The organism is Rathayibacter sp. VKM Ac-2857 (genome assembly GCF_013205025.1).
GTDB lineage: Bacteria > Actinomycetota > Actinomycetes > Actinomycetales > Microbacteriaceae > Rathayibacter.
The window spans coordinates 451,595-465,520 of record NZ_JABMLE010000004.1 but is presented as its reverse complement, the minus strand read 5'-3'; the positions used below and the strand labels follow the sequence as shown (position 1 = coordinate 465,520).

Genomic DNA, 13,926 nt, shown 5'->3' with positions numbered 1-13,926 from the left:
CCGATCGCACAGTCGCGGTCGAGGCTCTCGAACGATCGGTGGCTACGCGTCGAAGTCCAGCGAGGAGGACAGCGCGCGGTGAGCGTCCGCCTGCGCGAGCAGGTCGTGGGCTTTCTGCTCGACGCCGGCGACGGCGTCTGCGCCGGCGATCCAGCGCAGGGGCGGTTCGTCGAGGGCGACGATCTCGACAAGGGCGCGGCCGAGCTTGGCGGGGTCGCCGCCCTGCTGCCCGTTCATGCTCTTCCACGCGGCGATCGTCTGCTCGGTGCGCTCGGCGTAGTCCGGGATCGAGAGCTCCGGCCAGAGCGAAGAGCCCTCGGTCAGCAGCTCGGTGCGGAAGAAGCCGGGCTCGACGATGGTCGTCGTGATGCCGAACGGTGCGACGTCGAAGCGCAGCGATTCCATCCAGCCCTCGACCGCGAACTTCGAGGCGGCGTACGCGGCGCAGAACTCCTGGCCGATGATGCCCGCGGCGGAGGAGAAGGTGACGACCTTGCCGGCGCGCTGCTTCCGCATGACCGGGAGGATCGCGCGGGTGACGTTCAGCGGGCCGAAGAAGTTGGTCTCCATCTGCTGGCGCATCTGGGCGTCGCTGATCTCCTCGAAGAACCCGGCGTAGAAGTTGCCGGCGTTGTTGACGAGGACGTCGATCCGGCCGAAGCGCTCGACCGCGGCATCGGCGGCGGTCTGCGCGGCGGCGGGGTCGGTGATGTCCAGGGACAGGGGCAGGAGGTTCTCGTGCTCGCCGAGCGCGGAGGTGACCTTCGCCGCGTCACGGGCGGTCGCGACGACGAAGTGGCCGGCGTCGAGCGCGGCCTTCGCGAGGTCGACGCCCATCCCGCGGGCGGCTCCGGTGATGAACCAGACAGAGGTGCTCATGTGGTCAGTGCCTTTCAACGAGGGTGCGCCTGCCGGTCTCGGCGACGCGTACCTCCAGTCTTCGCTCGTCCCGCGTGGGGTGGGAGGCCCCGTCTCGAGGGTTAATAGGAGGGCCCCTCTGGCGAGACGAGCAGCGCGTAGCGTCGAGCGCATGGACAGCCACGCCGACATCCGCGAGTTCCTCACCACCCGCCGCGCGAAGCTCTCCCCCGAAGCGGCCGGCCTGCCCGATTTCGGCGGCCGTCGACGTGTTCCCGGGCTGCGCCGCGAGGAGGTCGCGCTGCTCGCGGGGATGAGCTCCGAGTACTACAAGCGTCTCGAGCGCGGCAATGCCGCCGGTGTGTCCGAAGCGGTCCTCGAGGGGATCAGCCGGGCGCTGCAGCTCGACGAGGCCGAGCGCGAGCATCTCCTCGACCTGGTGCGATCCGCGAACGCGGAGGCGCACCCCCGGCCCAAGCGCCCGGTGCCGCGGACCACTCGTGTCCGCGCGTCCGTGCAGCAGATGGTCGATGCGATGTCGACCGTGCCTGTGTACGTCCAGAACGGCCGACTCGACTGCGTGATGACGAACCGGCTTGGCCGGGCGCTGTTCTCGGAGATGTTCGTCGATCAGCCGCTGCCGATGAACGCCGCGCGCTTCGCGTTCCTCGACCCGCGCGCTCCCGCCTTCTACCGCGACTGGGCGGCGACCTCCCGCCAGACGGTGGCTTTGCTGCGTCGCGAAGCCGGGCGCAGTCCCTCGGACAAGAATCTGTCCGACCTGATCGGCGAGCTGTCCACTCGCAGCGACCGCTTCCGCACTCTCTGGTCCTCTCACGACGTTCGGGAGCACCGCACCGGCGTGAAGAGCATTCATCATCCGGTCGTCGGCGATCTCGATCTGTCGTTCGAGTCGATGGACCTCGCGTCGGAGCCCGGCCTGCAGATGCTCGTGTTCTCCGCCGCCCCCGGCACCCGCGCCCACGACGGGCTCGGTCTGCTCGCGAGCTGGGCGAGCGACTCCGTCGAGTCGGGCTCCACCGCGACCTCAGCGGCGCTCTGACGCGCCGCATCGACGCTGAGGTCCATGACCTCGCCGGCCGGGACTTGCTCACGCTCGAGGACATTGCCCAGGTGGTGGCCTGCTGGACGCCGTCACCACCCCCGTACTCTCCGGAGCGGCTCGCAGCCGTCGGGGGCTGGGCTCCGTTCCTCGCGTATCTGCGTGAGGGATGGCCGGACCTGTTCGCAGCCGCGCGCGACTGAGGACGCCAGAACGTCCCACTCAGAAGGGCCCGTGCGGGTCGGGTGCTCCTGACGGGAACCTGCCGATCGTCGTCACGACGTGACGGCGGCGCCGGTGGTGATCAGGCGGTCTCGGGGAAGTAGCCGCCGGCGGCGCCACGCTCGGCGCTGGCTAGCAGACCCTCGGCTCGCTCTTTCGGCATCGTGATGACGGGGGCGGCGAGCAGCCAGGCGAGGAGCTCGTCGAACGGGAGCTTCCCGGTGGGCCAGGCGGGCATGTACGGGTCGCAGTAGATCGGGGTGCCGGGTTCGCTGCGCCAGCTGCCGGCGAGTCCGCCGTAGTCGAGTGCGTCGTAGCCGAGGGTGTCGAGCACCGCGGCGGCGCGCGCCTTGGCGGCGGCGTCCTCGCCCGCGATCGGGAGCGTGTTGCGCTCGGGGTCGCCGGCAGGTCGTGCGCCGTTGCCGAGGCTGGCGAAGGTGATGTTGTTGAACGCCTTCACCACGAACGACTCCGACAGGTGGGCCTGGACGAGTTCGCTGGCGGTCGACTCGTTGCTGTCGAGGACGGCGATCTGCCCGTCGCGCTGGGGGTAGTAGTTCGTCGTGTCGAGGACGAGCTTGCCGGCGAGGGCTTCGACGGGGAGGTCGATGTGGGCGATGAGGGGGATCGCGGTGATGACGACGTCGGCCGTCTCCGCGACCTCGGTCACGGTCGCCGCGCGGGCGCGGGGGCCGAGCTGCTCGATGAGCTCGGTCAGCGATTCGGGGCCGCGGGAGTTGGCGAGGAGGACGTCCTGTCCGGCTGCGAGGGCGAGACGCGCGAGCGTGCTGCCGATCGCTCCTGAACCGATGATGCCGAGGGGTGCAGTCATGAGAGGTGCCTTTCAGTAGTGCTGATCAGGAGGGCTGAGGGGTGGGGGTCAGGCGTCGTGCGCGAGCGACTCGGAGAGTGCGCGGTGCGCGTCGATCTGCTGCTGGACGGCGGCCTGCTTCTGCTCGATCGCGGCCGCGGCGTCGCCGCCGGCGATGAAGCGAGCGGGCAGCTCGTCGGAGTCGGAGAGGGTGACGAGCGCGCGGGCGAGCTTGGCCGGGTCGCCGGGCTGCGTCCCGTTCATTCCGGCGAAGACGGCGAGGGTCTGCTCGGTCCACTCGGCGTAGTCGTCGATCGCGATCTCGGGGTGGATGGTCGAGGAGCCTTCGACGAGCAGCTCGGTGCGGAAGAAGCCCGGCTCGACGGCCATCGCGGAGATGCCGAAGTGCGCGACCTCGGGCTGCAGGGACTCCATCCAGCCTTCGAGGGCGAACTTCGACGCGGCGTAGGCCGAGGTGAACTCGCCGCCGACGAAGCCGGCAGTGGAGGTGATCGTGATGATCTGCCCGGAGCGCTGCGCTCGCAGGTGGGGCAGCACCGTCCGGGTGACGGTGAGGGCGCCGAAGAAGTTCGTCTCGAACTGCGCGCGCATCTGCGCGTCGCTGAGGGTCTCGAAGTAGCCGGCGTAGAAGTTGCCCGCGTTGTTCACGAGCACGTCGATGCGGCCGAATCGGCCGAGCGCGGTGGCGACGGCGCTCTCGGCGGCGGCGGGGTCGGTGATGTCGAGGGAGACGGCGAGGAGGTTCTCGTGGTCGCCGATCGCGGAGCGGACGCGGTCGGCGTCACGACCCGTCGCGACGACCTGGTGTCCGGCGGCGAGGGCGGCCCGGGCGATGTCGACGCCCATCCCGCGGCCTGCGCCGGTGATGAACCACACGTTCGTGTCTGCCATGGTCTGATGTCCTTCTGTCAGGGGAGACCGGATCCGGAGGAGATCCGGTTCGTCGTGCAGAGGTCAGTCAACGGCGCGGACGCCCGGGCAGACAGACCCGCTCGAGACGGTTAACAGGAGGACCCCCCTGGGTAGCAGCCGCTGTCGTACCGTCGGAGGATGGAGACGGCAGCCGAGATCCGCGAGTTCCTCACGACGAGGCGGGCGCGGTTGACTCCCGCCGAGGCGGGACTGCCGGACTACGGCGGCCGTCGGCGCGTGCCGGGGCTGCGCCGCGAAGAAGTCGCCCTGCTCGCGGGGATGAGCGTCGAGTACTACGTGCGCTTCGAACGCGGGAACGCGATCGGACTCTCCCCCGACATCCTCACCGGGATCTCTCGCGCGCTCCGGCTCGACGCTGCCGAGCACGCCCACCTGCTCGCCCTCGTGCGCGCCGCGACCGAGGGCGCACACCCGGGACGGCGAACGTCCGTCCCTCGCGCCCGCGAGGTCGGCGTCGGAGTGCGGCGGCTCCTGGACGCCATGACAGGGGTCCCCGCCCTCGTGCAGAACGGGCGGATGGACGTGCTGGCGATCAACTCCCTCGGTCGTGCCTTGTTCTCGGAGATGTACGGACAGGCCGCCGGGCCGGTGAACTTCGCGCACTTCCTGTTCTTGGAGGAGCGCTCGCGCGTCTTCTACCGCGACTGGGACGAGTCGGCCGAGCAGCTCGTCTCCCTGCTCCGCGCGGAGTCGGGACGATCCCCGCGCGACCGGGCACTCGCCGCTCTCCTGGATGAGCTCGCGGCCGGTAGTGACGTGTTCCGCGCTCTGTGGGCGGCACACGATGTGAAGGAGCATCGGACGGGATCGAAGAGGTTCCACCACCCGGCCGTCGGCGATCTCGATCTTTCGTTCGAGGCCCTGCAGCTCTCGGAGGATCCGGGTCTGCTGTTCCTGGGGTGGACCGCGGAGCCGGGGACCTCTTCCGATGACGCGCTTCGCCTGCTCGCCAGTGCCGCGACGTCGACCGCGCCGAGCCTCTCGGCCTGAGCCGTCGCTACGCGTCGCGCTGCTGCAGCTCCTCGTGCTGTGCGCGCTCAATGGTGGGCTTGAGGGTCCAGGCGATCGCGGTCGACGCCGCCACGAAGACGAGGGCGACGATCGGGACGGCGCGGATGCCGATGGTCTCGATGGTGAGTCCGCCGACGCTCGCGCCGACGGCGAAGCCCACCTGCGTCAGCAGCACCCCGATGCTCGTCGCGGTCTCGGGAGCTCGAGCGCCGGTGAGCAGCAGACCCTGCTGGTAAACCACGACCACAGCCGCGACTCCGCTGCCCCAGAGGAGGACGCCGACGAGGACCACGCCGATCACGTCGCCTCCGAGCAGGAGCACCACGAGTCCGAGCGCGACGGTCAGCGGGGCCACGAGCAGCGCTCTCCAGAACGAGCGGCTCGAGATCCGTCCGATGAGCAGTGTTCCGAGGATGCCTCCGACGCCGCTCATGGATAAGGCGATGCTCGTGATGATGCGTGGCGCACCGAGATCCTCGAGGTAGACGTCGATGTAGGTGAGCACGACGAAGTGAGCGAGCATGACGAGCGCCCAACCGACCGCGACGCGCAGCACCCCCGGCAGGCGCGCGGTGCGAACCAGCCCGAGGGTTTCCTCGGTGTGCTCGCGGACTCGGGGGATGACGAACCACATCAGCGCGCCCGCGATCGCGACGAGCGCTGCCGCGCCGAGGAACGCCGGTCGCCACCCCGTCGAGGCGCCGATGAGGGAGGTGAGCGGTGCGCCGAACGCTATGCCGAGGCTTGTCGCGGTGAAGGCGACCGTGATCGCCTTTCCGGCGTTGCCCGGCCCGGCGATGCGGATGACGACCGCCGGGAACAGGGTGCAGATCAGGGCGTAGGACGCGCCTCCGACGAAGCGGCCGGCGTCCGCGAGGACGAGGTTCGGCGCGAGGGCGACCGCCGCCGTGCTGAGAGTCAGCGCGATCATCACGATCATCAGGACGGGGCGTCGCCCGAAGCGCAGAGCGAGAGCGGTGAGGGGGAGAACGAGCAGCGCGTTGCCCAGTGCGTAGAACGTCGTGAGTGTTCCGGCTGCGGCGACACTCACGCCGAGATCATCGGCGATGGCATTGAGCAGGCCCGCCGGCCCGAGCTCGATGGCCACGGCGAGGAACCAGGCGAAACCGAGGACGAGGATCCGGAACCACGGGAAGGGGTGTGGGCTCCTGCTCGTCGAGGTATCGGCCCGCGTGGACTGCTGCTCGCCGGTCACCGGGGTGAGATTCGGACGGTCGCGGCCTTCGTGCCGTCGGCCTGCATGATCGGTACCGCGGAGCTGCCCGGGTACTTCGCCTCGTAGGCGGCATCGATCGCGTCGTCCGGGGCGTCCTCGGCAGCCTCGAAAGCGACCGGGTAGAAGGTGCCGCTCACGCGGATCCGGCCGGCTCCCTGCGTGATCGCGGCCTGGTACCAGCGCGACTCGCGGCCGTTGGCGGCGCGGACGTAGACCTCGCCGTCGACGATCAGCGCCCACGTCTGGGTCGGGGTGCCGTAGGTGGTGCCGTCGGCGCGATACGGCGAGACGTAGAGGTCCTGGTTCGACTGGATCGCGCGAAGGATCTCGGGGGCGAAGGTGGTCATGACGATTCCTTTCATCAGTGGTGCGGGCAGGTGAGAAGCCGCCGCGCAGGCGACAGCGTCGGCTAGCCCTCGACGGTGCCGGGAGTGGGCAGGTCAGCCGGGATCGAGGCGGCGGGTGCCGTCCAGCTCGCCAGCAGTCGCAGGCTCTCCGCGGAGCGGGACCCCGGGGCTGCTGAGTAGGCGACGAGCAGCACGCCGCGGTCGATCGTGAACTCGAGCACTTCGTAGTCGAGATCGAGATCACCGACGACGGGATGATGCAGCGCTTTCGGACCGGTGCTGTGATCACGGACGTCCGGCGCGCCCCAGAGTCTGCGGAAGGACTCGCTCTGCGTGGACAACTCGCCGATCAGGTCGGACAGGTTCCGGTCGTGAGGCGTCCGCGCCGCTTCTGCTCGAAGGAGCGCGGCGCTCTGCTCCGCGACGGCGCACCAGTTGCGGAAGAACGAGGGAGAGCGTTCGTCGACGAAGACGAAGCGCGCGAGATTCACCGGCCGTTGCCGTTGCTCGAACACGGGCGAGAACAGTGCCGCGCCGAGCGCGTTCGCGCCGATGATGTCGAGGCGACCGTTCTGCAGGATCGCGGGGACACCCTCCATCGCATCGAGGAACTGCTGCACAAGGGGCCTGACCTGCTGCGGGCGTCGCACGGCCCGGCGACGTCGAGGGTGGGCGCCGGCGTTGGCGGCGCGGACCAGATCGAACAGGTGTGCGCGCTCGGCGGCGTCGAGGTGCAGGGCGCGGGAGACGCCGTCGAGGATCTCTTCCGAGACCCCCGTGGCCGTGCCCCGTTCGAGGCGGACGTAGTACTCGAGACTGATTCCCGCGAGGAGGGCGACCTCTTCGCGACGAAGTCCGCTGACGCGTCGGCGACCTCCGAAATCGGGCAGGCCGGCTCGCTCCGGTGTGATCCGGTTGCGGCGAGAGGTCAGGAACTCCCTGATCTCCATTCGACTGTCCATGCTGTCGACCGTACGGCCGGCCCCGAGATCCAGAGGGGCCCCGGTATTAACCCTGTTGACAAGGACTCTCACCCCTCGCGGAAGGCGCGGAGAGTGGACGTAGTCGATGTACGCCTCCCCGAGCGCACCCCTCGCTCTCGTCGAAGACACACTGTCGTCGACCACTGAAAGGAAGGACTTCTCATGACCTCCAAGCTCACCGGAACCGTCGCCGTCATCACCGGCGCCTCCAGCGGAATCGGTCACGCCACCGCTCGTGCACTGGCTGTCGAGGGCGCTTCGGTCGCCCTCGTCGCGCGCCGCAAGGACCGCCTCGACGAGCTCGTCGCCGAGATCGAGCAGGCCGGAGGCACAGCACTCGCGGTGCCGACCGACATCACCGACCGCGCACAGGCCGAAGCGGCGATCACGACGGTCATCGAGCGCTTCGGACGCCTCGACATCCTCGTCAACAACGCCGGACTCATGCTCCTCGGCCCCGTCGCGGACACCGACGTCGAGGAGTGGGAGCGGATGATCGCGATCAACCAGAACGGCCTGCTCTACATGACCAAGGCAGCCCTCCCCCACCTCCTCCGGTCGGCCGAGGACGACCTGCGCGGCGTCGCCGACATCGTCAACATCTCCTCCATCGCCGGCCGCCAGGCGTGGGCGAACTTCGCCGCGTACGCGATGACCAAGTTCGGTGTGAACGGGTTCACGGAGGCGCTGAGCCAGGAGGTCACGAAGAAGAACGTCCGCGTCGGCGTCCTCCAGCCCGGCGCGGTCGCCACCGAGCTCGTCTCCCAGAACAACCAGAAGATCCAGGACCAGCTCGCCGCCTCCGACGCCGAGGCGATCCCCGAGCGCCTCCAGCCCGAGGACATCGCCGAGAGCATCCTCTACATGGTGACCCGCCACCGCCGGTCCTCCATCGCCGAGTTGTGGGCCATGCCCACCTCGCAGGCCTGACCCCAACCCCGACAGAGAGACACTGATGAAGAACGCACACCTCGGAGACCTGACCGTCTCCCGCATCGGCCTCGGCGCGATGACCATGGCCGGCACGTACACCGCCGAGGGCACCCTCGACGAGAACGAGTCGATCAACACGATCCACCGCGCCCTCGACCTCGGCGTCACCCACATCGACACCGCCGAGGTGTACGGCCCGTTCCTCAGCGAGGAGATCGTCGGACGTGCGATCCGCGGGCGCCGCGACCAGGTGCAGATCGCCACCAAGTACGGCCTCGTCAAGCACGACGGCGGCAAGACCAGCGCAGGCGTCATGGACAGCAGCCCCGCCACCGTGCGCGCGGCCGTCGAGGGCTCCCTCCGTCGCCTGGGCACCGACTACATCGACCTCTACTACCAGCACCGCGTCGACCCGAACACTCCCATCGAGGACACCATCGGCCTCGTCTCCGAACTCGTCGCCGAGGGCAAGGTCCGCCACCTCGGACTCTCCGAGGCGTCCGCGGCGACCATCCGCCGTGCGCACGCCGTGCACCCGATCGCCGCACTGCAGACCGAGTACTCCCTCTGGACCCGCGACGTCGAGGACGAGATCCTCCCCCTCCTCCGCGAGCTCGGCATCGGCTTCGTGCCGTACTCGCCGCTGGGCCACGGCCTGCTCACCGGGCAGATCCGCTCGGTCGACGACTTCCCGGACGACGACTGGCGCAAGACCAACCCGCGCTTCGTCGGCGAGAACTTCGCCCGCAACCTCGCGATCGTCGACGAGGTCCGCGCGATCGGAGCCGAGATCGGAGCTACCCCCGCCCAGACCGCCCTCGCCTGGATCCTCACCCGCGGCGAAGACATCGCCCCGATTCCCGGCACCCGCCGCGTGTCCCGTGTCGAAGAGAACACCGCGGCCGACGCGATCGAGCTGACCGCCGACCAGATCGAACGCCTCAACACCCTCACGCCCGCCGCCGGTGCCCGCCACGACGACGCGAACATGCAGTCCATCGACCGCTGAACGCCACGGAGGGAAGAACGTCGCGACGCTGAGCACGCCCGCGGCCACTCGACTGCATGGTTCGCCCCGATCGGCCTCGAGCAGGTGGAGCCGAGATCGGGCTTCGTCATCAAAGCGAAGACCGAGCATCGGCTTCCGCTGGCCGAGATGCGAAGACGCTCGCGCGTGGCCAGAGCAGTCGCTTCCGACGCACCGAAACCTCCCGGGCAGCAGAGTACGGCCGCGTCAGCGGTTTCCACGTTGTGCGCTCCGTCGCCGCTGCGCGGGCGGCGCTCGTGCCGCCGGAACGGGGAAGGTCGGGAAGTACCAAGACATTGGTATAAGCCGGTCAAGCTTGGTCATCGTGTATGTGCGACGGAGTGGTGAAATAACGTCACGACCTCGACTCTTCGGCCGTACTGCTCAAGATTCAGCCATGTGCCCCGCGATGGGGATGCATCACCAGGAACGCGGGCCAGGTGTTAAATGAAGTGCTGAAGGGGCCCGCTCCGCTGTAGTGGCTCCGGGCACGACGCGAGGGACAGGTGGGTTAGAATAGTGCTCTAAAAATATCTTGTCCACTTCACCTTCCAAAAAATTTGCATTGAAGGATTGGCGTCACTCTTGCGAAAGTGTGTGGTTTGCGGGTCGTCAGATAAACTAACAAATGAGCATGTTTTTCCGCAATGGCTGCAGGAAACGCCAACAGGGCAGGCATGGGTCGGCGTGCCTATCCCAAACGAACCGCATCAAGTAGGGCGGCTGGACAGCGAATCCGGCCAGCTGGAATATATTAATCGAGGCAAGAGGCAATCTCCTTTCGATATGCAAGTAAAAGCAGTATGCGCCAACTGCAACAACGGCTGGATGAGCCGTCTGGAAACAGAGTTTCAACCTGTTTTAAGACGAATGTTGAAGCCGGTTCCTTCGTTGAACTCGGTGGAGGCGAGTATCGCTGAGGCGTGGGCAATAAAGTCGGCAGGCATGTTCCAAATGAATGACCCCGGATCGAGAACGATGCCCAACGGACTGCTACATCCGCTCAAAAATCGCATGATCCCTCGAGAATTCTTCCGCGTCTTATTCTTTCGGACCGAAGAACCCTCTATGCAGGTGCGAGCAAGGCATGCTGGCATAAGTTTCGATATCACACCATCGGACGGGCGAGCACCTTTTTACCTCGCGGCGGACGTGACAGCGCTCGGCGTTCAAGGAGTAGGATTTCTTGTCTGCTTTTCAACACATGGAGTTGAGGTGCTAGATCAAGGTATCAGGCCTGAGAAATTGGTCAGTTTGAGTACGAACAAAAAGCGCACATCACTTCCGCAAAGGCTACTAGATGACGAGACCATCGTGGCGGAGGAGACGAGGTCGATGATACGACTCTTTGCGGCCCTCAACGAGACGACCGGCAACACGTTGCATCTTCCTGCAACTCGTGGCAACTGGATAGTGGGAGACGGGCGAAAGTGGTGAGCAAAAAAGATCCCGGCATTGTCGCCGCCGCCGTAAAGCTGGCGCCTTAAAGACGCGTCCAGCCCGCGGTAGGAGAGTGAAAGGCATGTCGAAGCTTCGGATGAAGCTCGCGCGTGCTGGGCTGAACTCATGGTGTTCTTCGCGTGCATCACCGGCCATCGATGCGGAAGAGACTCGGTCCGCGCGCTCCGGACGCGATGCTCGCTGTGACGGCTGTCGGCGTGCACCTGGTTCCCGGCTTACTCTTCGTCCGCGCCTTCTACATCGGACTGTTCGGAATCGACCTCGGAGCAGGAGTCGCCTACCCGAGTAGTCACGACGTTCCTTGCGCCGCGTGGAAGCAGACTTCACCGGGGACATCATCGGAGTGCCCGTGGCCGTTCTGGCCGTCCTCCGGCGGCGACACCCGCCGCTCACACGCGCCGTGCCTGCGGTGGAGGCGCTGATCGCTGGCGCCGTGTTCTCGTTCTTCTCCTTCCTCGTCCTTGTCTACTTCGCCCATGTCGCGGGTGAGACCGTGTTCTAGGCTGGCCGAACGATCGTTCGCGAAGCGTGGGGCCTGCTCGTCGACGCACTCCGGAAGGAGGCGCCGATCACTCTTGCCGCGCTGCGGCCAATCGCGCGACCAGAGCAGATTGTGCTCGCGGAGCAGCGGACTGGACTCACCTGGCCGGACTCGTACCGGGAGTGGTTCGCCTGCGTGAACGGCTCGATGGTGACGCCTGAGACATGGGGCGAGGCCGGGTTCTTCCTCGTCGGTCGTTCCGCGCAGGAGCGCGACGACGATCCAGAAGACCCTGCCGGCGCTGTGGTGGACGATCACCTGGACCGCCGGGCGAAGGCGTCGACACTGCCGCTTCGCAGCGCCTCGCGATACTCTGCGAGGCGGAGTATGGTGCGGACATGGATGAGATCCAAGAGCCGCGGTTGTGGATCATGACGGTCCTCGCGCGCGGCAGGACCCACGGCTACGGGATCATCGCCGCGGCGCAGGAGCTGTCCGGCGGCGCGATGGTCCTGAAGATCCCGACCCTCTACTCGGCTCTCGACCGGCTCGAACGGCAGGGACTCATCGCCGTCGACGGCGAGGAGGAGGTCGGCGGCCGCCGACGCCGGTACTTCCGTTTGACCGACGCCGGCGAGGCCCGCCTCGCGGCCGACGCCGAACGGCTGGCGCAGATGGAGCGCGCCGCCTCGAGCGCCGTCCGTCGACTCGGACGGAGCGCCACGGCATGAGCTCCTCCTCCGCGGCCTATCGCCGAGCCCTGCGCTGGTACCCGGCGGCGTGGCGCGAGAGGAACAGCGAGAGTGCGATCAGTGCGTATCTCGACCGCGACGACGCGATCGGGACGTCCGGCCCCACCCGCTCCGATTGGGTGAATCTCGCGCGTGCCGGGATCATCGAGACCTTCGTCGCCACCGTCCGACGTCCGAGGCTCGGCACCACCGTCATCGGGGCCTTCTTCCTGCTCGCCGCCTGGTCGTTGGCGGCCGTCGCCCTCGACGTCGGCAGGCGCGCCCTCCTCGTGCTGATCACCGGGGTCGTGAACTTCCATACATCCATGTACCCCAATCCAGTGCTGGCTACGGTCGGGCTCGGTGCGCTCGCCTGGATGTCTGCGGCCGTCGTCGCCCTTCGCCGTCACCGGGCGCTCGCAGCTGGAGCGATCCTGCTCTGCGGGCTGACCTCGACGGCAGCGTTCTGGCTCCTCTGGTGGTCCGGACCCCTCACACCGCTCCAACTCCAGTCGGCTCCGCGCCACCTGAGCTTGCTCAGCATCGTGGCGCTCGCAGCACCGATCCTCGCCATCGCTGCCGCCGCTCGCGCCGGCCTCGTTCAGCGCAGAGCTCGGTGGTTCGTCGGTGCCGGCGGTGCGGGGCATGTCGTCGGTGTGTGGGGTATCGCCGTCACAGACCCTCCGTCGACCATCGTCAGCGCCGTCATCGCGGTCGCCTTCATGCTGCTGGCGCCTGCGTCCTTCGCCATCACAGGCGCGAGCTTCGTGTTCCTGAGCACGACCGATCGATCCCGACCGTTGAGTCCCGGTCGGGCCGATCAGCTCTCGAGCCCTTCCCAGATCCCGGTGAGCAGCCCGCAGTTCCCGTGGGGAGGGTCGCGATGACGGCCGACAGCTCATCCGGCATGACGGGAGGCTCCGCCGACGCCTACCGGCGATCGCTCCGCTGGTTCCCCTCAGCGTGGCGCGAGAAGAACGGCGAGAGCGTGGTCGGCACCTTCCTCGACCGGGACGACGCGACCGGTGTGCCAGGTCCGACTCCGCGCGATCGGACGGGGCTCGCCTGGGCCGGCATCCGCGAGAGCCTCCTGGCCCCTGGTCGTCCCGGCCGTCGCGCCGGCAGCTCGATCGGCGTCCTGTTCCTCCTCGCCGCCTGGTCCTACGGGTCGGTCGTCCTCGAGGTCGGCGGGCGGACCCTGACGCTCGCGACCGGCGGCAACGTCGACACCATGGGCCGTAGCTACGGATTCCCCGTCCTCGTCGCCGCGGTGCTCATCGCTCTCGCCTGGCTGTGCACGGCGATCACGGCCTCCCGGCGCGGCCGTCCGCTCCTCGCCACCGGCATCGGGCTCGGCGGTCTCGCCGCCGCGTGGACGACCTTCCACCTGGCGTGGTCGAGCCTCGTTCCGCCGCTCGACCTCGGGCCACCCCTCCTCGCGCTGGGCGTGCTCAGCGTCACGGCACTGGCGGCAGCACTCCTCGCCGCCGTCTCGACTGTGCGCGCCGGGCTCCTCGAGAAGCCCGCGTCGTGGATCATCGGCGTCGGTGCGGCGCTCCACGTCGTGGGCGCCTCGCTCCTCACGGCGCTCGAGCAGCCGTTCACCGCTCCCGAGGTCCTTCTCGTCATCGTCAGCGCACTTCTGGCGCCGGCGTACCTCGCCCTCACGGGGTTCGGCTTCGTGTTCCTGAGCACGAGCACCACTCGCCGGCGGCGAGCATCACGTCAGAGCTCCGGGACGACCCCGCTACGGAGCACGATCGGCACAGCCGCGGACTTGAACGATCGGTGACCCGTCCCATTCGGG

Annotated in this window: 15 protein-coding genes; 9 read left to right on the top strand and 6 right to left on the bottom strand. The window is 68.1% G+C overall.

Translation table 11 applies throughout. The features are described 5' to 3' along the window. Positions 1–42 precede the first annotated feature (42 nt). On the bottom strand, positions 43–879 hold the full coding sequence (locus HQQ86_RS19055) for an SDR family oxidoreductase (RefSeq protein ID WP_173290005.1): 837 nt from the start codon (positions 877–879) through the stop codon (positions 43–45). A gap of 151 nt (positions 880–1,030) precedes the next feature. Between HQQ86_RS19055 and HQQ86_RS19050 the strand changes: the two genes are divergently transcribed. After that, positions 1,031–1,921: a helix-turn-helix transcriptional regulator gene (locus tag HQQ86_RS19050; protein ID WP_173290003.1), complete on the top strand. Its 891-nt coding sequence runs from the start codon at positions 1,031–1,033 to the stop codon at positions 1,919–1,921. Positions 1,922–2,225: 304 nt separating this feature from the next. Here the strand turns inward: HQQ86_RS19050 and HQQ86_RS19045 are convergent, their stop codons facing one another. Continuing rightward, the gene (locus HQQ86_RS19045; protein ID WP_173290000.1) at positions 2,226–2,975 is read right to left on the bottom strand and encodes an NADPH-dependent F420 reductase; all 750 of its coding nucleotides are present in this window, start codon (positions 2,973–2,975) and stop codon (positions 2,226–2,228) included. Positions 2,976–3,023: 48 nt separating this feature from the next. Then, positions 3,024–3,866, bottom strand: a complete 843-nt coding sequence (locus HQQ86_RS19040) for an SDR family NAD(P)-dependent oxidoreductase (RefSeq protein ID WP_173289998.1) — start codon at positions 3,864–3,866, stop codon at positions 3,024–3,026. Positions 3,867–4,025: 159 nt separating this feature from the next. Between HQQ86_RS19040 and HQQ86_RS19035 the strand changes: the two genes are divergently transcribed. Beyond that, on the top strand, positions 4,026–4,898 hold the full coding sequence (locus HQQ86_RS19035; RefSeq protein WP_173289996.1) for a helix-turn-helix domain-containing protein: 873 nt from the start codon (positions 4,026–4,028) through the stop codon (positions 4,896–4,898). A 7-nt stretch (positions 4,899–4,905) separates the two neighbouring features. On the opposite strand, the gene HQQ86_RS19030 is transcribed toward HQQ86_RS19035, so the two are convergent. The 3 genes from HQQ86_RS19030 to HQQ86_RS19020 form a co-directional block, all read right to left on the bottom strand. After that, positions 4,906–6,135, bottom strand: a complete 1,230-nt coding sequence (locus HQQ86_RS19030) for an MFS transporter (RefSeq protein WP_173289994.1) — start codon at positions 6,133–6,135, stop codon at positions 4,906–4,908. Beyond that, positions 6,132–6,503 (bottom strand): DUF2255 family protein, encoded by a 372-nt coding sequence (locus tag HQQ86_RS19025; RefSeq protein WP_173289992.1) that lies wholly within the window; start codon positions 6,501–6,503, stop codon positions 6,132–6,134. Before HQQ86_RS19025 ends, HQQ86_RS19030 begins: the two co-directional genes overlap by 4 nt. Positions 6,504–6,565: 62 nt before the next feature. Further along, positions 6,566–7,630 carry a helix-turn-helix domain-containing protein gene (locus tag HQQ86_RS19020; RefSeq protein ID WP_367948739.1) on the bottom strand — a complete coding sequence of 355 codons (1,065 nt, stop codon included), beginning with the start codon at positions 7,628–7,630 and terminating at the stop codon, positions 6,566–6,568. A gap of 18 nt (positions 7,631–7,648) precedes the next feature. On the opposite strand from HQQ86_RS19020, the gene HQQ86_RS19015 reads away from it, so the two are divergent. From HQQ86_RS19015 to HQQ86_RS18985, 7 genes are all read left to right on the top strand, one after another. Continuing rightward, positions 7,649–8,416: an SDR family oxidoreductase gene (locus HQQ86_RS19015; RefSeq protein WP_173289990.1), complete on the top strand. Its 768-nt coding sequence runs from the start codon at positions 7,649–7,651 to the stop codon at positions 8,414–8,416. Between the two features lie 25 nt (positions 8,417–8,441). Beyond that, positions 8,442–9,428 carry an aldo/keto reductase gene (locus HQQ86_RS19010; RefSeq protein WP_173289988.1) on the top strand — a complete coding sequence of 329 codons (987 nt, stop codon included), beginning with the start codon at positions 8,442–8,444 and terminating at the stop codon, positions 9,426–9,428. A gap of 603 nt (positions 9,429–10,031) precedes the next feature. After that, complete coding sequence (locus HQQ86_RS19005; RefSeq protein ID WP_173289986.1) at positions 10,032–10,883, top strand: hypothetical protein; 852 nt, start codon at positions 10,032–10,034, stop codon at positions 10,881–10,883. 334 nt (positions 10,884–11,217) lie between these two features. Further along, positions 11,218–11,409 (top strand): hypothetical protein, encoded by a 192-nt coding sequence (locus HQQ86_RS19000; RefSeq protein WP_173289984.1) that lies wholly within the window; start codon positions 11,218–11,220, stop codon positions 11,407–11,409. 377 nt (positions 11,410–11,786) lie between these two features. Then, entirely contained in the window at positions 11,787–12,119 is a 333-nt protein-coding gene (locus HQQ86_RS18995) for a PadR family transcriptional regulator (RefSeq protein WP_173289983.1), read from the top strand. Next, the gene (locus HQQ86_RS18990) at positions 12,116–13,006 is read left to right on the top strand and encodes a hypothetical protein (RefSeq protein WP_173289981.1); all 891 of its coding nucleotides are present in this window, start codon (positions 12,116–12,118) and stop codon (positions 13,004–13,006) included. Before HQQ86_RS18995 ends, HQQ86_RS18990 begins: the two co-directional genes overlap by 4 nt. Then, entirely contained in the window at positions 13,003–13,911 is a 909-nt protein-coding gene (locus HQQ86_RS18985; RefSeq protein WP_173289979.1) for a hypothetical protein, read from the top strand. Before HQQ86_RS18990 ends, HQQ86_RS18985 begins: the two co-directional genes overlap by 4 nt. Positions 13,912–13,926: the final 15 nt, after the last annotated feature.